Source organism: Arthrobacter sp. R-11 (assembly GCF_049913155.1).
Classification (GTDB): domain Bacteria; phylum Actinomycetota; class Actinomycetes; order Actinomycetales; family Micrococcaceae; genus Arthrobacter.
The window spans coordinates 2,585,178-2,601,888 of record NZ_CP183979.1; the positions used below are offsets into that span (position 1 = coordinate 2,585,178).

The following is a 16,711-nucleotide window of genomic DNA, read 5'->3' on the forward strand; positions in this document are numbered from 1 at the left end:
GATGGCCTTTGAGTGCCTACCGCTGTGCTTCACCGGGTCATTCTGCCACGCGAATCCGGCCGCCTCCCGGATCCCCTGCAGCCAGGGCGCCGGGAGGGCGGACGGGTGAAGGCGTCCTGGTGCCGGCTCACGCGGAGGCGTCCAGGAGTTCCCCGGTCGCGGTGTCCACGAGGGCGGTGTCGCCGTCGTCATCCCCCACCGGGATCTCCAGGCTGGAACCGGGGTCGCCTCCGTCGCCTTCCTCATCGTCCTCCGGAAGAGGGGCCTCGTTGTCTCCGCTGCCTTCGGGCCACGGCGCATCGGCCGCTTGGCCCGGACCGGCTTGCGCCGGCGCCTGTTGGGCGGAGTTGCTTGCCATCCGGGTGAAGTTCGCCGAACCCCACATGAGGTCATGGCCCACGGACTCGGCGTCGATTTCTGCGACATGGTAGATGCGGCCGTCGCGCTCCCATTGGCGGAGCCTGAGTTTGCCAAGGACGATGACACGCTGGCCCTTCTTGATGCTGCAGCCGACATGCCCCGCCAGATGCCTGAAGCTCTGAACGGTGAACCAGTTGGTGTTTCCGTCGATCCAAACGTTGTTGGTGCGGTCAAAGCGACGCTCGGTGGACCCGATCCTGAAGGAGGCGGTGGCAATGCCGCCCGGCGTGGTGGAACTTTTGACCTCCGAGGCAACGAAGCCGCGGACAGTGATGATGTCGTTCATGATGCGTCCTAACGTGGTTGGCTTGCCTGTCCGGCCCTCCCAGCATCACGCCGGCGCATCGCCGCGGGCAGGCCCCGCTGCGCGTATGTGGATACTTCAGTGAAATTGAGGCTGTGGAGGGGCAGTAGGCGGCTTGGACCCGGCCTGGACCCGGGCGACGGCCAACGGCCAACAAAAAAACACCCCCGGTCCGCAGACCGGGGGTGTCAGGGATGTGATCCCGCATCACGTAAGCGCCCCGGGAGGGAATCGAACCCCCGACCAAGAGATTAGAAGGCTCCTGCTCTATCCTCTGAGCTACCGGGGCGGGCGCCTGCCGGTCCTTCCCGGCGGCGACATCACGAGTTTACCCTGCGCAACGGTTCCGGTTACCCGCGGTGGCGGAGTGCGGTGGCGAGGACGCGGCACTACTAGGGATAGGCCTGCGGTTCGCCGGTTTCCAGCGGCGTCTTCGGGCTCGGAAGAACCCCGGGCCGGCCGTCGGTGGCTCCTCGCGGGATGGTGCTGCCTTCCTCGAATCCCGGAGGGGTCACTCTCAGCATTGATCGGAGCATCCGTTGCTGGAGCGGCCGGGTCATGAGGGCTGCCACCGTCCGGTACACCGGGTTAGACTCCCTGCCATGGAGCAGAACTCCGCAGGAATCCTGACCCGTCCCGCACAGTGGGCCGAGGTGGACGAACTTTTCAGCGGCAAGGGCGAACCCGGCCGGTGCTGGTGCCGGTGGTTTTCGATTCCCGGCAAAGCCTGGCAGGAAACTCCCGCGGAAGGCCTTCGCGAGCAGTTGAAAGCGGCGTTCGATGCCGGGCCCGAACCCGGTGTCATCGCAGTCAAGGACAGCGTCCCCGTGGGATGGTGCGCCGTCGAACCCAGGCACTGCTATCCCCGGATCGAGCGCTCGCAGATCCTGCGCTCGGCCGGCGCTGCCGCCGCCGATGGCGACGGCGTCTGGTCGGTGAGTTGTTTCGTCGTCGCCCCCGGGCACCGGCGCGGAGGCATCGCAAGCGATCTGCTGGCTGCCGCCGTCGGGCACGCTTTTGCGCACGGTGCACGGATCATCGAAGGCTATCCAGTGGATCCTGCCCTGCGGCCGAAGGCCGGCGCAGCGGACCTTTACCACGGGACGGTATCCCTGTTCACCCGTGCCGGGTTCGAGGCGGTCCCCACTTCGGTTCCCGGAAGGGCGGTCATGCGGCTGCGGCGCCCGGACGCCGCCCCCTAGCGACCGCCCCTGCCCCGCAGGGAATCTGCCCCGCCTACAGTGGAGCCATGCACAAGCACGAGCTCATCGTAGCTATCCGGGCATCGCTCAGGGACGCCGGCGATCCGGAACGCGCCCGGTCGGTGCAGGCGTACATGAAGTCCGACATGCCATCGCTCGGCGTGCCTGTTCCCGAAGTGCGCGGGATGGTGAAGGCCGCTGCGAAGGCATCACCGTTCACCTCAGGTGCCGAACTGCGCGACACCGTGCTCCGCTTGTGGCGCCATGCCGGCGTCCGCGAGGAACGGTATGCGGCGATCGATCTCACGGCTGCGAGGCTCGTCGCCGCCGAGCTGGAGATGGTTCCTGTATATGAGGAGTTCATCCGCAGCGGCGCCTGGTGGGACCTAGTGGACGGCGTGTCGCCACGGATCCGCGAGCTGCTGCTCGCGCATCCGGACGTGATGGCGGAGCTGATGCTGCATTGGGCGGCCGACGGCGACATGTGGGTCCGGCGCGCGGCGATCACTTCCCAGGTGGGGGCCAAGGACCGGACGAACAGGACGCTGCTGGCGGCGGTGATCCTGCCAAACCTGGGAGACAGCGAGTTCTTCATCCGAAAGGCGATCGGTTGGGCCCTGCGCGAGTACGGCAAAAGCGATCCGGACTGGGTGGCGGGGTTCGTTGCCGAACACAAGGAACGGCTGAGCGCCCTGTCCTACCGTGAAGCCGTGCGCCGCCTGCCGCCGTCCGGCGGCAGCGACGCTAAATGACGGTGTGGCTGAGCGGCTGGTCCCGGCGGCTGAAGAGGTGCTTGGTGCGCGGGTCAAGGAAAATCAGGTAGAGGGCGAACAGCAGGGCGATGATGGCGGCCGCGTTCCGGGCGAGCACCAAAGCCAGGCCGACATCCCCGCTTTGGAGGTACGGGAAGACCTCCAGCTGGTCGGAGATCGCATAGACCATGAAGAAGGAGACCACGAAGTAGAGGGTCTTCACCTGCCAGTCGTTCCGGATGCCCGTCACCGCGAACAGCGGAATCAGCCACACGACGTACCAGGACTGGATCATGGGCGACAGCAACACGATCGCAGCGAAGGCAAGCGTCAGGCGGCGCATGACCCGGTCATGGTTGCCGCGGAAGACCTGCCAGGCGACGATTCCCAGCGCAAGGACCTTCCCGGCGTCGTACACCCACTTCGCAAGGCCCCAGCCGTCAAGGCCGAACACATTCACGATCGAGGCGACGATCAGGCCGAGCAGCCCCACGGGGGCGTACCAGATCCACACACTGCCCGGTGCCGACAGTCCCTTGATCCAGCCGAAGCCGAAGCCGTTGACGGCGCCCAAGGCGTAGAGGAGCGCCAGGGACAGGCCGGCGGTCAGGGCCCAGAACAGGAACTTGCGCGGCCAGCTGGCACCCTTGCCCGCCCAAAGGAGGCCGATGAACGGCAGGAACACCACGGTGATCGGTTTGACCGAAATGGAAAGGGTCACGAGGACGATGCCCAGGACCACCCGGCGGGTGGCGCAGTAATAAAGCCCGGCGAGGGCCAGGCCGATCATCAGGGCGTCATTGTGGACGCTGGCGATGAAGTTGGTAAGGAAGAGCGGATTGGCTGCGGAAAGCCACAGGGCACGGTGCGGATTGACGCCGTGGAGTTCGGCGAGCTTGGGAACGTAGATGACACAAAGCACAATCCCGACGGCGGCCGCCACCCTAAAGAGCATGATGCAGGCTTCCGGCTGGACATTGGTCGCCCACACGACGAATTGCTCGATCCAAAGGAACAGCTGGCCATAGGGAACCGGGGCTTCGGTCCACATCTTGTCCGCGCCCAGCTGGAAGTAGTTCGGCAGGGCCGAGATGCCGTTCTCGTAGGGATTGATGCCTTCGACCATCAGCCTCCCCTGGCCGATGTAGGCATAGACGTCACGGCTGAACAGGGGGACGGTGAACATCATCGGCAGGCCCCAGGCGAGGATCGCCTGGAGGGTCGCCTTGCGGGCTTCCTGGCCCCAGACCCGCACACGCTGGCCCAGGCGAAGCCACGCCCGTACCAAGAGCATTCCGCCGACCGACAGCAACACGATGGACAGCGCGACGCCCGCGGCCTCCGTGCGCATCCAGATGAACAGCGGCAAGCGGCGGAGTTCGGACACGGGGGCAAGCCACCCAACTCCGAGGGACCCGAAGACCAGGAACATCGATCCGATGAAGCCGGCAATCAGGGGCGAGCGGGGATTGTCCACTTCCGCCGACGTTCCTGCGGCCGACGGCGTCCCGTCGTCCTTGCTGGCGGCAGGTACAGGCGCCCTCATTGTCAGAAATATCCAATCGTTTGCCGAGCAGGTTCCGGACGTGCCCCGCGGGCAGCCCGTACAGGGAAAAAGCAGGGCGGAAACCAGCCTCTGCCATGCTCGAAATCGTATCACCGGAGCGGCATCGGGCAGCCGAACTGTAGGCTGGGCGGGTGCCTATTACTAATGAACGCATCGTCTGGATCGACTGCGAAATGACCGGCCTGGATCTTGAAAAGGACGCCCTCATCGAAGTGGCCGCCCTGGTCACCGACTCCGAGCTGAATATCCTAGGCGAGGGCGTGGATGTTGTCATCAAGCCTGATGACGCAGCGCTCGAGCAGATGAACGACTTCGTCCGGGACATGCATACCCGGTCCAAGCTGCTTGACGAACTGCCCCACGGCAAGACGATGGCGGAGGCCGAAGCGCTCATCCTGGAGTACATCGAAGCCTGGGTTCCGGACCCGAAGAAGGCCCCGCTGGGCGGAAACTCGGTCGGCACGGACCGCACCTTCCTCGTACGGGACATGCCCAACGTCATCGAGCACCTCCACTACCGGGTGATCGATGTCAGCACCATCAAGGAACTCTCCCGCCGCTGGTTCCCGCGGGCCTACTTCCAGGCGCCCGCCAAGCACGGCGGCCACCGGGCACTTGGCGACATCAAGGATTCGATCGACGAGCTCCGCTACTACCGCGAAGCCGTCTTCGTCCCCGCCCCCGGACCGGACACCGCCACCGCACAGAAGGTCTCCAAGCGCATCTCGGAGAGCGTCGAAGACAGCACCGCAGTGTGATCTGCGTTACCTTTTCCGGAATTTTCCCTGAAACGGCAAAAAGTGGCGTTGCGGCCGTGAAACACGAGGTATAGTTTTTGTCGTTGCCTTCGCAGGCGGCGGGTCATTCCGCTGCTCACAAGGCGCATGGTGGGCGTAGCTCAGTTGGCAGAGCGCCTGGTTGTGGTCCAGGAGGTCGCGGGTTCAACCCCCGTCGCTCACCCGCATAAGGCTGGTAGTTGGTACCGGTCAGCCAAAGGCCGCACTGGTTTCCAGTGCGGCCTTTGCTTTTCTCCGCAACCGTCACGCAGCAAGGAACCAGCCGCCATGACCGTCCTGCCCATCACCATCTGGGGCGAGCCCGTACTGCACCGCCGGGCCAGCGAAGTAGAAGTCTTCGACGACGAGTTGCGCACCTTGATCGCGGACATGATCGAAACCAATGAAGCGGCGAACGGCGTCGGCCTTGCCGCACCCCAGGTGGGCGTGGGCAAGCGGGTCTTCATCTTCAAGTACGCCAATGACGACGACGCACCGGATGAAGGCGTCCTGGTCAACCCGGTCCTGACCCTGTCCAAGGTGTCCGGCGCGCTGCCCGATCCGGACGAACATATCGAGGGCTGCCTCTCCTTCCCCGGCGAGCACTACCCTTTGCAGCGGGCCGAGTGGGCCCGCGTGCAGGGTTTCGACGGCGACGGCAAGCCCGTCGATTTCGTGGCCACGGGCTGGTTCGCCCGGGTCATGCAGCACGAATTCGACCATCTGGACGGAAAGCTCTACGTGAACCGCCTCGTGGACCGCTATTCCAAAAAGGCCATGAAACAGGCCAAGAAGCACGGCTGGGGCGTCCCGGGACTGACCTGGATGCCCGGCGTCGACGCCGATCCCTTCGGGCACTGAGCCGGCCGCGGCCCTCGACATTGAGCTGACCCGACTTCGAGCGATCGGACCTTCGCGGTGGACAACACGGCATTGTTTGAACTCCTGGACATCCGGGACGACGACGCACGCGAATGTGCGGCCCTCCTGTCGACACCTCCGGGCAAACAGGTCCTTTCGGCCCTGTCGGCGTTGGAAGCGCGGCTTGGCACTTTCCCTACCGAGGCTGCGTCCGCGGCGGGCTGCACCGAACGCGACTGGATCGAGGCGCTCCTCCGCTTCGCCCCCGCCACAGCGTCGTACCACCGCTCACGCGGGATCGCGGCCGGGCTTTCGGCCGCCATCCTGGCCGACGTCGGCTTGAACCTGCGAATCAACCGCCGCGTCCACGGGCGCTTCGGCCTGGACACCTGGGCATGGCTCACATTGCACATGGCCGGAAACATGTTCCGGCTCGGCCGCCTGCAGTACCACCTGGTTCGCAGCGGTGGCGGCCCGTCACCGGCACATGAAGGCGAATGGATCGTCGGCCTGCACATTCCCGAGGACGGCGGCCTCTCCCCTGCCGTGGTCGACGAGAGCCTGGTCCTGGCGCGGGCCTTCCTGGACCGCCATTTCCCGGACAAACCGGTCCGGCTGGCCACGTGCGACTCCTGGATGCTGGACCCTTACCTGGCCGAACGGCTTCCTGAGAGCAACATCGCCTCCTTTGCCCGCCGCTTCACCGTGGACCGGTGCTCGGACGCTCCCAGCGATGCCGTCTACTTCACCTTCCGTACCAGGGACATGGAGAACCTGGCACAACTGCCCCGGGACACTTCGCTGCAGCGCGTGGTGCTTGAGCGGATCGACGACGGCGGCAGCTGGCAGCTCGGGCACGGTCACCTGGAGCTGCCAGCGGCACCCTGACGGTAGCCCGGCGCGGCGCGCGGCCGCTCCTGGTCTAGGGCCGGATGGTCTGCTGCCCCGGGCATCCGGCGAGCACGCGCTTCATGGCGTCCTTTTCGGCGGCGGTGACCCAGAGCCGGTAGGCCGCTTTGACCGAGATCTGCCGGGCAACGTAATGGCATCGGAAGTTTTTGTTGGCAGGAAGCCAGGTCGCGGCGTCGCCGGCTCCCTTCTTCACATTGGCCGGCCCATCGACGGCAATCAGGTTCAGCGGATCGTTGGCAAAGCTGCTGCGCTGCTTCGGCGTGAGCTGTTTGGCACCCTTCTGCCAGGCGTCCCCGAGCGCCACGACATGGTCGATCTGTACCGCCTTGCTGCTTTCCGGTCCGCGCCGGAATTCGAGCGCTTTTCCGACATACGGCTCGGCAAGCCCGCCACCGGCCACTTTGCATTTCGAACCGTCACTGAACCGCACGGAGCTTAGGTCACGTCGGAGGATGTCGTTCCGGGTATCGCAGCCGTTGTGGTCCACGTCCAGCCATGCCTGGCCGAACTCCGCGCGGTCGTAGTCATCCTTGCCTGCACGGCCTTTGACGGGAAGGGACTCAAGAGCGTCGGCCGCTGTCCCAAGCGGAACAGGGGTCACCGAAGGGACCGGCTTCATCCAGCTGTAGTCCAGCACCCGTGCCGTAGCGGGCCCGCCGGCCGGACCTTCCGCCACCGCAAACTGGCCGCTGCTAAAGAACCATGCAACGCCGCCCACAGCTGCTGCCACGACGACGGCCAACACGGCCCAGGCTTGGCGGGATCGGCGTCGGGCACGCCGGAAGGCGGTCCAGGTGGTACTCAAGGGAAAGTCCTTTCACTGTGGTTTCAATCCCTTGAGCCTAGGCCAGGCGCCAGACATTATCGGCGCATTCCACAGTGTGGAGGAGGACACACCGGCCCCGCAGGCCATCAAGTAATAGTGGAAGCTATTGCTCCCGGGCGACCCGTTTGAGGTCTTCGTCGGCAATCGCCAGCAGCGATTCAAGCTGCGAGACACGCTCGGCGGTGACATCTCCGGCCTGGTGGGCGGCACGGGCGCTCTCCAGGAGCCTCTTGGCTTCCTTCTGGTTTGCCCGGGCTACGTCGAGTGCGTGCTCCAGCGTGGTGTCGTGGTCCAGGGTCTCTTCGCGTTCCATGGGTCCATTTTGCGCAGCTTTCCCGGCCGATTCCAGAGAACCGGCCGGGAAAGCCGAACTTCCTGAAATCAGGATCAGACGGTTACCGCTTCCAGGGCCGGTTCAGCGGCGGCGGGCGCTTCCGGTGCCGGGAAGAACGGCGGGTTCACGCCGGCCATTTCCTCCATCACGCGGACCACCTGGCAGCTGTAGCCGAATTCGTTGTCGTACCAGACGTAGACCACGAGGTTCTTGTCGTTGGCGATAGTGGCGAGGCCGTCGACGATGCCTGCACGGCGGGAGCCGACGAAGTCGGTGGAGACAACTTCGGGCGAGTCGATGTAGTCGATCTGCTTGCGCAGCGAGGAGTGCAGGGACATCTCGCGCAGGTAGTTGTTGACCTCGTCCTTCGTGGTGCCCGTCTCAAGGTTGAGGTTCAGGATGGCCATGGAGACGTCCGGGGTGGGAACGCGGATGGCGTTGCCCGTCAGCTTGCCCTGCAGTTCCGGAAGGGCCTTGGCCACAGCCTTGGCCGCACCGGTTTCGGTGATGACCATGTTCAGCGCCGCCGAACGTCCACGACGGTCGCCCTTGTGGAAGTTGTCGATCAGGTTCTGGTCGTTGGTGAAGGAGTGCACGGTCTCGACATGGCCGTGGACGACCCCGAACTTGTCGTTGAGAGCCTTCAGGACCGGGGTGATGGCGTTGGTGGTGCAGGACGCGGCCGTGACGATCGTGTCGCTGTCCTCGATGGAGCTGTGGTTGATGCCGTGCACGATGTTCTTCAGCTCGCCCTTGCCCGGTGCGGTCAGGAGCACGCGTGCCACGCCCTTGCTCTGCAGGTGCTGGGACAGGCCTTCGGCGTCGCGCCAGCGGCCGGTGTTGTCCACCACCAGGGCGTCCTTGATGCCGTAGGCCGTGTAGTCCACGGTGGAGGGATTGTCCGAGTAAATCACCTGGATCTGCACGCCATTGGCGGTGATGGTGTTGGCTTCCTCGTCCACGCGGATGGTCCCCTCGAAGGAACCGTGCACGGAGTCGCGACGCAGCAGGCTGGCGCGCTTGGCGAGGTCGTTTTCCGCGCCCTTGCGGACGACGATGGCGCGCAGGCGCAGGCCGTGCCCGCCGCCGGCCTTTTCGATCAGGAGGCGGGCCAGCAGGCGGCCGATGCGGCCGAAGCCGTAAAGCACGACGTCGGTGCTGGTGCGGTCGTCGGCGCCCCGACGGCCCACGATGGCGGCCAGCTCTTCGCGGAGGAAGCCCTCCAAGGACGTTCCGGGGGCCTGGGCCTTGAACTTTTCGTTAAGCAGGGCGATGTCGATGGCTGCTGCGCCGAGCTCGAGTCCGGCAAGGGCATCGAGCAGCGGAGCGGTTTCTTCCAGCCGGAGCTCTGCGTTGCTCATCCGGCGGGCGAAACGGTGTGCCTTCAGGATGTTCATGGAGGACTTGTTGATCAGGCTGCGCCCGTGAATGCTGGTCACCACATTGTTTTCACGGTACAAACGGCCGATCACCGGGATCATGGCCTCGGCGAGCGCCTCGCGGCCCATCCACGAATCAAGACAAGAATCAGACGACTGGGTCACAGAACTACCTTCCTAGGGTCAACCGCGCACGTCCTCGTACGCAGATGGCGGCCGCCCGGAGTAATCCTGCGGCACTGGCCTCGCTGGGGCTTCGGTCCGCCCCGGACGCCACGACGATCGCAAAGAAAAACCGCCGGCTGCGAACGCAGTATCGGCGGGGAACTTCAGCGTTCACCATCCATTCTAGGGTCTGGGAAGCACGCGCAGGTCGTCCGGAACAGTGAATTCACTCACACGGGCCGGGCAGCGGGCCGGCTCGGACTCTGGCCGCCGCTTATGGCTGGCCCTACAATCCAATCATCGGTTGCCGGTGCGCCGGTCCCGCCGGGCGAACGGAAGTCCTGTCGTGAGTGAAATCCTCGAGCTGCCGGGGTACTTCAAGGATGCCGACTCTGCGTCATTGAAAGGCCAGCGGAAGTACCTGTTCCTGAACCGGTTACGCCTCGGCAGCACCATTGCCGGCGCGGTAGGCGCCGCGGTCCCCTTGGCGGTCGGGAACCTCGGCCTCTCTTCGCTCGTGGTGCTCGCAGCCTTCCTGATGGCACTCATCTGCGAGCTCATCCTCTCCTACGTCCAGCCGGAGCGTGACTGGTACGCGGGCAGGGCCCTTGCGGAATCCATGAAAACCATGGCTTGGCGCTACTCCGTCCACGGCGCCCCGTTCGGGACCGAACTCAGCGACGCCGGCGCACGCAAGATTCTGCGGGAGAGGGCCGAACAACTGACCCAGAAGGGCGGCGACCGGGTGGCGATTGCCACGGACAGCCCGTTGGTCACCGACTCCATGACCGCCTTGCGGCACAGCAGCTTCGAGGAGCGGAAGTCCGCCTACCTCAGGCAGCGGACGCTCGCCCAGCGCCAGTGGTACGCGTCCAAAGCCGCCGCTAACAAGCGGCGGGCCGAGGTGTGGCGGACCGTGCTGGTCTCTGCAGAGATCCTTGCCGTGGCATTGGCAACGTTGAAGTTCGCCGGCGTCTCGGAGATAGACCTCGGCGGGGTCCTTGGCTCCGTCATCGGCGCCAGCGCCGCCTGGCTGGCTCTCAAGCAGCACGCCCAGCTTGCCGCCGCCTACAGCCTGACGAGCCGGGAACTCGCCCTGCAGGAATCGCTCCTGCAGGATGCCGATGAGGCATCCTGGGGAACAGCGGTTTCCGACGCCGAGGACGCAATCAGCCGCGAGCACACCATGTGGCTCGCTTCGCGCGGGGGCTAGCGACGGTCACGCCGGACGCGTATCCTTTATTTCACCAATCATTGTATTTATTCGTTCAGGCGAGACCAGGATCCCATGAGCGGAACAGCAGCTTCTCCGTCGCCTGGCCGCTCCGGCAGGCGGGTTTTCATCTCCTACGCCCGGGAAGACCAGGACGCGCTCAACGACATCCGGGCAGGCATTTCGGCCCTGCACCATGAGGCTTGGGTGGACAGCAACCTGGACGGCGGCCAGGCATGGTGGGACGTCATCCTCGAACAGATCCGCTCTTGTGACGCCATGATACTGGTGGTGTCCCCCAGCCTGATCGACTCCGAGGCAGCAACCAGGGAACGGGACTACGCGCGCAGGCTTCGCAAACCACTGATACCGCTCGTCGTCAAAGCCGTCCGCTCGGACTTGCTCCCGCCGGACATCGCGACACTGCAATTCATCGACTACACCAACAGGACTCCCCTCACCGGCGCCCAGCTCGCGAATGCCCTTTTCTCCATTCCGCCGGACGCAGCGCTGCCCGATCCCCTCCCTGACCCGCCGGCCGTCCCCGTGTCCTATCTGGGCGACCTGGCCGCCGTCCTGCGACGGGATCTGCTTAGCGCAGACGAGCAGTTCTCCATCCTTGCGAAGCTCCGGGCCTCACTGGAACGCCCCCGTGAACATGACGCAGCCGCGGAGCTCCTGGAGGTGCTGGAGGGCCGTCGCGACCTCCTTCACCAGGTGGCCAAGGACATCGAGCGGGTGCGGCAGGACGATGTCCTTCGGTCCGGCGGCAACCGCGCGGAGGCAACCGTCGCGAAATCGGGCCCGTCACCAGTAGCCCAGCAGGCGGCAGGGCCACTACCCACAGCCGGAGGCCCTTCCGCGACGGCGCCAGCGACGGCGCAGAAACCGGCACCGGAGTTCGTCTCCGGGCAGGGCACCGCGCCCGGCCTGGCAGCGGGGCCTGAACCCGCTCCCGCCAAGCGATTCGCCGAACCGCGGGCCGGCAATCCGCGGGCCGGCAATCCGCAGGCCGGGCCTCCGCAGGCGGCTATGAACCGCGTGTACACAGGCCCGCCGATCGCGCAACAGCAGCAAGGCTTCCAGCAGCCACCGGACTTCCGGTACATCCAGCAGCCGACACCGCCGCAACGATTGGCGCTTTCGATCATCGCCTTGCTGCTGTGCATCCCGCTCGGAGCGGTGGCACTCTACTTTTCGACCCAGGTTCCGGGGCGCTGGAACGCAGGAAACCACGCCGGCGCCTTTGACGCTTCAAAGAAAGCCCAGGTATGGGCCTGGATCGGCATCGGTGTCGGGGGATTTTTCTGGTTCGTGTCCTTCGCGAACGCGTTGCAGACAAGCTACTACTACTAATCGCCCGGGCAGGCATCATCCAGGCAGTGCGGGGGACGGGGCAGCTTGTACGCCGGGTTCTGTCATTCCAGGCCGTTGCCGGCGAGGAAGTGGCGACCATCCATCTACGAACGCCGTTGCCGGCGCCCTCCAGCGGCCTACCCGGACACTCGGGCGGGCAGCCCTCAAACGTGTCCTGTCTGGCCTTGCTCCGGGTGGGGTTTACCTAGCCTTCCCGGTCACCCGGGAAGCTGGTGGTCTCTTACACCACCGTTTCACCCTTACCTGCAACCCGTGCAGAGCACGGAAGCGGCGGTCTGTTTTCTGTGGCACTAGCCTGCGGGTTACCCCGAGTGGGCGTTACCCACCACCCTGCCCTTTGGAGCCCGGACGTTCCTCGAGCCACTTGCGTGGCGCGCGGCCGCCTGGCTGCCCCGTCCGCAGTACAGTCTACCGGCGCCGGAGAGGCCCCCAGCCACCGGTAATATCGACGGGTGCTGATTCTCCTCCCGCCCTCCGAAGGCAAGACCCCCGCGGCCAAAGGCCCCGCCGTCGACTGGGAAGCACTGAGCTTCCCCGAGCTCAACAGCTACCGGGCCAAAGTGCTCGACGCCCTGGGCTTGGTCAGCGCACACGAGGACGCCCTTGCCCTGCTGGGTGTCGGCGCATCGCTGAGGGACGACGTTGAGCGGAACACCCGGCTGCATGCCGAACCGGCCTCGCCGGCGTACGAACTGTATTCGGGCGTGCTGTACGACGCCCTCGGCTACAAGACCCTGACCCCCGCGCAGCGCCGCAAGGCAGCCGAATCGGTCCTTGTCATCTCCGCGCTGTGGGGCGCGCTCGGCTTCGGCGACCGGGTACCCGCCTACCGGCTGTCAATGGGAACCGCATTGCCCGACGTCGGGCGGCTGGCTTCCTTCTGGAAGCCGCAGCTCACGCAGGCACTCGCCGGGCGGGCGGAAGGCGAGCTGCTGGTGGACTGCCGCTCAAGCACCTATGCCGCGGCCTGGACTCCACCGCCGGCGCAGACCGTCACGGTAAACGTATTCACCGAGGCGAACGGCAAGCGCACGGTGGTCAGCCACTTCGCCAAGCACACACGCGGGGAACTGGCGCGCCACCTGCTCAGCCGCCGGGGCAAGGCGCCTGCGACCCCCGAAGAGCTGCTCAAGGCAACACAGGAAAGCTGGAGCGCCGAACTCGTCGAGGGCACCGCGCGAAAGGCGCACGCCCTGAACATCATCCTGCCCGGCTAGCGACCGCTCGTCCGGCTTAGTTCCATTCCGCGGAGCGCACCAGGATGCAGCCCGAGTCGGGGCAGAAGACGATATCGTCCTCGGCGGCCGCCTTGACCTCGGCGAGGTCGCCGGGGCTCAGGGTCATTCCCGAGCCTTCGGACTTACCGTGGAACAACCTGGCCGCCCCGACTCCGCGCTTAGCCAGCGTCTTCTCGTAGATGGCCAGGGCGCCGGCGTCCACACCGGCGGCAAAGGCGTTCCGCTCGGAGCGGACCTCATCCTCTTCACCGGCTACTTCGGCGATCGCGGCATCCAGTTCGGCACGGATGCCCGCAAAGGAGCCCTGGATGTCGTCCACGATCTGCTGCTGGGCGGCCTGCTTTTCGCGGAGCCCGTCCAGACGCTCGAGGATTTCCAGTTCCACATCTTCCAGATCGGAGCGGCGCCGGTTCAAGGAAGCGATATCGCTTTGCAGGGCCATGAGGTCCTTGGAAAGGCCGGTGCCGCTGTTGAGCCTGGCCTCGTCCCGTTCGATGCGCCCGGCCACCTGCTCCACATCGGCTTCGGCCCGGCGGAGTTCTGCCTCGGCGTCGTGCACGGCGAGCTTCGCGGTCCCCAGCTCACCGTTGGCCACGCCCAGGGCGTCCTGGAGGTCGGTGATGCGGGGATCGTTCTCGAGGATCCCGCGACGCTTGGCCAGGGCCTTGAGCTTGGCGTCCAGTGCCTGCAAGTCGAGCAACTTCATTTGTTCCGCCGGCGCTGCCTTGGCCACGTCCACCTCCGCTTGATCGTGCCGCATCCCTTCGGGATCCGGCCGGGCCCGGGGCCCGTCCTTCAACCGACTCTAGCGCCTATCCTGCCCGCCGTCCCTGCCGGCTCCACCGGTCCGCAGGCTCAGCCGGGAGTGAGAATGAAGTCCCAGGGATCGCTGTTGGTGTCGGCTACACGGATTTCGACGTCGTACCCCTGGTCGGCGAGCACGTTGCCGAGGGCTTCGGCCGCGGCCGGCAGCCACAGCCATTCGCTGGCGAAATGCGAAACATCGATCAGGTACGGGCGGCCGTTGATGGCAGATTCGCGAGCTTCCGACGCCGGGTGGTGCCGGAGGTCTGCCGTCACGTAGACATCCGCCTGGCTTGCGCGGACGGCGTCGAACAGGCTGTCGCCCGCACCGCCGCAGACGGCGACCTTGCGGATCAGCGCGTCCCGTTCCCCGGAAACCCTGACGCCGCCGGCGACGGCAGGAAGGACCTCGAAGACGCGGGCGGCAAAATCGCCCAGCGTCATCAGTTCGGGAAGTTCACCGACGCGGCCGATCCCTTCCTCGGGCAGGCCCTGCGCCGCGGGAGTCAGCGGAACCACGTTGTCCAGTCCGAAGGCGTCGGCCAGCACGTCCGAGACGCCCCCGACGGCGGAATCGCCGTTGGTGTGCACTGTAAGCAGTGCCGTGCCCGACTCGATCAACCGGTGGACAGCCAGGCCCTTGGCAGTGGTCGCGGCGACGGAATTGACCCCCTTGAGCAGCAGGGGATGGTGGGTGACCAGCAACTGCGCTCCCCAGGCGATGGCTTCCTCGATGGTTTCCAGGGTAGGGTCCACCGCCAGCATCACCTTGCTGACCGGGGCGCCGGGGCGCCCCGCCACAAGGCCCACTTCGTCCCAGTTCTCGGCCAGGGATTCCGGCCAAAGCTCTTCGACCGCGAGCAGCAATTCGCCAAGGGTGGGAGTTCCCGGGCCACCGTCGGATTCCTTGTCCGCCACAACGTCTTCTGCAACAGCGGTGTTCACAGCTTCCATGGGCAATATTCTTGCGCATCCTGCGCCGTCACACTTCCGTAAGGCTCCTGCGGGAATCTTCCGCGGCTCCCGGCCATTGAACAGGACATGAAAACTTTCGTACTTGGCGGCGGCTGCTTCTGGTGCCTGGATGCCGTCTACCAGAAGACCCAGGGCGTCTCATCGGTTGTTTCGGGCTACGCGGGCGGCCACGTCCGGAACCCGGGCTACTACGAGGTCTGTTCGGGCATTACAGGCCATGCAGAAGTCGTGGCTGTGACCTTCGATGAGAACGTGGTCCCGGAAGAGATCATCCTGGACATGTTCTTTGCGCTCCATGACCCGACCACCCTGAACCGGCAGGGATACGACGTCGGAACCCAGTACCGCTCGGTCATGTTCTATGCGACGCAGGAGGAGAAGGACCAGTTCGAGAAGGCGATCGCGCGGAACCAGCCGCTGTGGTCGAAGGAAATCGTGACGGAGGTCAGCAGGCTTCCGGAGTTCCATGAGGCCGAAGCGATCCACCAGAACTACTACGCGAAGTTCCCTGAACAGGGCTACTGCCAGGTGATCATCAATCCGAAGCTCGCGAAGGCCCGGAAATATTACTCTTCGTGGCTCCGCGCGTAGCAGGGCTTCGTAACGCTGGTTAGGCTGGCCACAGCATTTCCCTCTTCAGAGAACAGGCATGAATACATGGCACGGATCTACGACGACGTCACCCAGCTGATCGGCGGGACCCCCCTGGTCCGCCTCAACCGGCTCAGCAAGGACCTCGAGGCCACGGTGGCGGTGAAGCTGGAGTTCTACAACCCCGCCAACAGCGTCAAGGACCGCATTGGTGTCGCCATCATCGACGCCGCCGAGAAGTCCGGTGCCCTCAAGCCCGGTGGAACCATCGTCGAGGGCACCTCCGGCAACACCGGCATCGCCCTGGCCCTTGTCGGTGCGGCCCGCGGCTACAAGGTCATCCTGACCATGCCCGAGACCATGTCCACCGAACGCCGCGTCATGCTGCGTGCCTACGGCGCCGAAATCGTGCTGACCCCGGGTTCCGAGGGCATGCGCGGCGCAGTGGAGAAGGCCCAGGAAATCGTGGCCAACACCGAGAACTCCATCTGGGCCCAGCAGTTCGCCAACGAAGCCAACCCTGAGATCCACCGCAACACCACCGCCGAGGAAATCTGGGCGGACACCGACGGCCAGATCGACATCTTTGTCGGCGGCGTAGGCACCGGCGGCACCATCACCGGCGTCGGCCAGGTCCTGAAGGAACGCAAGCCGGAAGTCCAGATCGTGGCAGTTGAGCCCAAGGACTCCCCGATCCTGAACGGCGGTGCCCCCGGCCCGCACAAGATCCAGGGTCTTGGCGCCAACTTCGTCCCGGAGGTGCTGGACACCAACGTGTACGACGAGGTCCTTGACGCCTCCCTCGAGGACGCCGTCGCCACCGCCCGCGCGCTCGGCACCCAGGAAGGCATCCTCGGCGGTATCTCCGCCGGCGCCGCTGTCTGGGGCGCCCTGGAGCTCGCAAAACGCCCGGAGAACAAGGGCAAGCTGATCGTCGCGATTGTTCCCGACTTCGGTGAGCGTTACATCTCCACCGTGCTCTTTGACGACATCCGCGGCTGATTCAGCACGCTTC

At 65.5% G+C, this 16,711-nt stretch carries 18 protein-coding genes, 2 tRNA genes and 1 other RNA gene; 11 read left to right on the top strand and 10 right to left on the bottom strand.

All coding sequences use genetic code 11. The features are described 5' to 3' along the window. Positions 1-127: 127 nt before the first annotated feature. The 3 genes from ACN9M4_RS11690 to ACN9M4_RS11700 form a co-directional block, all read right to left on the bottom strand. On the bottom strand, positions 128-706 hold the full coding sequence (locus tag ACN9M4_RS11690; RefSeq protein WP_426298044.1) for a single-stranded DNA-binding protein: 579 nt from the start codon (positions 704-706) through the stop codon (positions 128-130). Positions 707-940: 234 nt separating this feature from the next. Beyond that, positions 941-1,013, bottom strand: a tRNA-Arg gene (locus ACN9M4_RS11695). A gap of 103 nt (positions 1,014-1,116) precedes the next feature. After that, positions 1,117-1,239, bottom strand: a complete 123-nt coding sequence (locus ACN9M4_RS11700) for a hypothetical protein (RefSeq protein WP_426298046.1) — start codon at positions 1,237-1,239, stop codon at positions 1,117-1,119. 87 nt (positions 1,240-1,326) lie between these two features. Between ACN9M4_RS11700 and ACN9M4_RS11705 the strand changes: the two genes are divergently transcribed. Further along, positions 1,327-1,926: a GNAT family N-acetyltransferase gene (locus tag ACN9M4_RS11705; protein ID WP_426298048.1), complete on the top strand. Its 600-nt coding sequence runs from the start codon at positions 1,327-1,329 to the stop codon at positions 1,924-1,926. A 47-nt stretch (positions 1,927-1,973) separates the two neighbouring features. Next, positions 1,974-2,678: a DNA alkylation repair protein gene (locus tag ACN9M4_RS11710; protein WP_426298050.1), complete on the top strand. Its 705-nt coding sequence runs from the start codon at positions 1,974-1,976 to the stop codon at positions 2,676-2,678. Here ACN9M4_RS11710 and mptB read toward each other — a convergent pair. Continuing rightward, positions 2,671-4,224, bottom strand: a complete 1,554-nt coding sequence (mptB, locus tag ACN9M4_RS11715) for a polyprenol phosphomannose-dependent alpha 1,6 mannosyltransferase MptB (RefSeq protein ID WP_426298052.1) — start codon at positions 4,222-4,224, stop codon at positions 2,671-2,673. The two genes, ACN9M4_RS11710 and mptB, sit on opposite strands and share 8 nt — an antisense overlap. Positions 4,225-4,418: 194 nt before the next feature. Between mptB and orn the strand changes: the two genes are divergently transcribed. The 4 genes from orn (at position 4,419) to ACN9M4_RS11735 (ending at position 6,770) form a co-directional block, all read left to right on the top strand. Next, positions 4,419-5,003: an oligoribonuclease gene (gene orn, locus ACN9M4_RS11720; RefSeq protein WP_426303460.1), complete on the top strand. Its 585-nt coding sequence runs from the start codon at positions 4,419-4,421 to the stop codon at positions 5,001-5,003. Between the two features lie 129 nt (positions 5,004-5,132). After that, a tRNA-His gene (locus ACN9M4_RS11725) sits at positions 5,133-5,205 on the top strand. Between the two features lie 104 nt (positions 5,206-5,309). After that, positions 5,310-5,882, top strand: a complete 573-nt coding sequence (gene def / locus ACN9M4_RS11730) for a peptide deformylase (protein WP_426298054.1) — start codon at positions 5,310-5,312, stop codon at positions 5,880-5,882. A gap of 57 nt (positions 5,883-5,939) precedes the next feature. Continuing rightward, complete coding sequence (locus ACN9M4_RS11735; RefSeq protein WP_426298056.1) at positions 5,940-6,770, top strand: acyltransferase domain-containing protein; 831 nt, start codon at positions 5,940-5,942, stop codon at positions 6,768-6,770. Between the two features lie 34 nt (positions 6,771-6,804). On the opposite strand, the gene ACN9M4_RS11740 is transcribed toward ACN9M4_RS11735, so the two are convergent. The 3 genes from ACN9M4_RS11740 to ACN9M4_RS11750 all read right to left on the bottom strand — a co-directional run bounded on the left by ACN9M4_RS11740 (position 6,805) and on the right by ACN9M4_RS11750 (position 9,462). Next, positions 6,805-7,599, bottom strand: coding sequence for an HNH endonuclease family protein (locus tag ACN9M4_RS11740; protein ID WP_426298058.1), 795 nt, complete (start codon positions 7,597-7,599; stop codon positions 6,805-6,807). Positions 7,600-7,723: 124 nt separating this feature from the next. Next, the gene (locus ACN9M4_RS11745; RefSeq protein WP_426298060.1) at positions 7,724-7,933 is read right to left on the bottom strand and encodes a hypothetical protein; all 210 of its coding nucleotides are present in this window, start codon (positions 7,931-7,933) and stop codon (positions 7,724-7,726) included. A 74-nt stretch (positions 7,934-8,007) separates the two neighbouring features. After that, positions 8,008-9,462 (bottom strand): glyceraldehyde-3-phosphate dehydrogenase, encoded by a 1,455-nt coding sequence (locus tag ACN9M4_RS11750; protein WP_426298062.1) that lies wholly within the window; start codon positions 9,460-9,462, stop codon positions 8,008-8,010. Positions 9,463-9,844: 382 nt separating this feature from the next. Between ACN9M4_RS11750 and ACN9M4_RS11755 the strand changes: the two genes are divergently transcribed. Continuing rightward, complete coding sequence (locus ACN9M4_RS11755; protein WP_426298064.1) at positions 9,845-10,711, top strand: DUF4231 domain-containing protein; 867 nt, start codon at positions 9,845-9,847, stop codon at positions 10,709-10,711. Positions 10,712-10,786: 75 nt separating this feature from the next. Further along, complete coding sequence (locus ACN9M4_RS11760) at positions 10,787-12,067, top strand: TIR domain-containing protein (protein WP_426298066.1); 1,281 nt, start codon at positions 10,787-10,789, stop codon at positions 12,065-12,067. Between the two features lie 32 nt (positions 12,068-12,099). Here the strand turns inward: ACN9M4_RS11760 and rnpB are convergent. Beyond that, positions 12,100-12,483, bottom strand: an RNA gene (gene rnpB / locus ACN9M4_RS11765) — RNase P RNA component class A. A gap of 57 nt (positions 12,484-12,540) precedes the next feature. Between rnpB and ACN9M4_RS11770 the strand changes: the two genes are divergently transcribed. After that, a complete protein-coding gene (locus ACN9M4_RS11770; protein WP_426298068.1) occupies positions 12,541-13,305 on the top strand; it encodes a YaaA family protein in 765 nt (254 codons plus the stop codon). Between the two features lie 16 nt (positions 13,306-13,321). On the opposite strand, the gene ACN9M4_RS11775 is transcribed toward ACN9M4_RS11770, so the two are convergent. Together ACN9M4_RS11775 and ACN9M4_RS11780 are read right to left on the bottom strand one after the other, a co-directional pair. Beyond that, complete coding sequence (locus tag ACN9M4_RS11775; protein WP_426298070.1) at positions 13,322-14,059, bottom strand: zinc ribbon domain-containing protein; 738 nt, start codon at positions 14,057-14,059, stop codon at positions 13,322-13,324. Positions 14,060-14,181: 122 nt separating this feature from the next. After that, positions 14,182-15,084, bottom strand: a complete 903-nt coding sequence (locus ACN9M4_RS11780; RefSeq protein WP_426298072.1) for a Nif3-like dinuclear metal center hexameric protein — start codon at positions 15,082-15,084, stop codon at positions 14,182-14,184. 87 nt (positions 15,085-15,171) lie between these two features. On the opposite strand from ACN9M4_RS11780, the gene msrA reads away from it, so the two are divergent. After that, positions 15,172-15,696, top strand: a complete 525-nt coding sequence (gene msrA, locus ACN9M4_RS11785) for a peptide-methionine (S)-S-oxide reductase MsrA (RefSeq protein WP_426298074.1) — start codon at positions 15,172-15,174, stop codon at positions 15,694-15,696. Positions 15,697-15,762: 66 nt separating this feature from the next. After that, on the top strand, positions 15,763-16,698 hold the full coding sequence (gene cysK, locus ACN9M4_RS11790) for a cysteine synthase A (RefSeq protein WP_426298076.1): 936 nt from the start codon (positions 15,763-15,765) through the stop codon (positions 16,696-16,698). Positions 16,699-16,711: the final 13 nt, after the last annotated feature.

Coding starts and splice junctions, on each gene's coding strand:
- ACN9M4_RS11705 (WP_426298048.1), top strand. CDS start 1,327: ATGGAGCAGAACTCCGCAGGAATCCTGACCCGTCCCGCACAGTGGGCC.
- msrA (WP_426298074.1), top strand. CDS start 15,172: ATGAAAACTTTCGTACTTGGCGGCGGCTGCTTCTGGTGCCTGGATGCC.
- orn (WP_426303460.1), top strand. CDS start 4,419: ATGACCGGCCTGGATCTTGAAAAGGACGCCCTCATCGAAGTGGCCGCC.
- mptB (WP_426298052.1), bottom strand. CDS start 4,224: ATGAGGGCGCCTGTACCTGCCGCCAGCAAGGACGACGGGACGCCGTCG.
- ACN9M4_RS11760 (WP_426298066.1), top strand. CDS start 10,787: ATGAGCGGAACAGCAGCTTCTCCGTCGCCTGGCCGCTCCGGCAGGCGG.
- ACN9M4_RS11690 (WP_426298044.1), bottom strand. CDS start 706: ATGAACGACATCATCACTGTCCGCGGCTTCGTTGCCTCGGAGGTCAAA.
- ACN9M4_RS11745 (WP_426298060.1), bottom strand. CDS start 7,933: ATGGAACGCGAAGAGACCCTGGACCACGACACCACGCTGGAGCACGCA.
- ACN9M4_RS11710 (WP_426298050.1), top strand. CDS start 1,974: ATGCACAAGCACGAGCTCATCGTAGCTATCCGGGCATCGCTCAGGGAC.
- cysK (WP_426298076.1), top strand. CDS start 15,763: ATGGCACGGATCTACGACGACGTCACCCAGCTGATCGGCGGGACCCCC.
- ACN9M4_RS11780 (WP_426298072.1), bottom strand. CDS start 15,084: ATGGAAGCTGTGAACACCGCTGTTGCAGAAGACGTTGTGGCGGACAAG.
- def (WP_426298054.1), top strand. CDS start 5,310: ATGACCGTCCTGCCCATCACCATCTGGGGCGAGCCCGTACTGCACCGC.
- ACN9M4_RS11750 (WP_426298062.1), bottom strand. CDS start 9,462: ATGGGCCGCGAGGCGCTCGCCGAGGCCATGATCCCGGTGATCGGCCGT.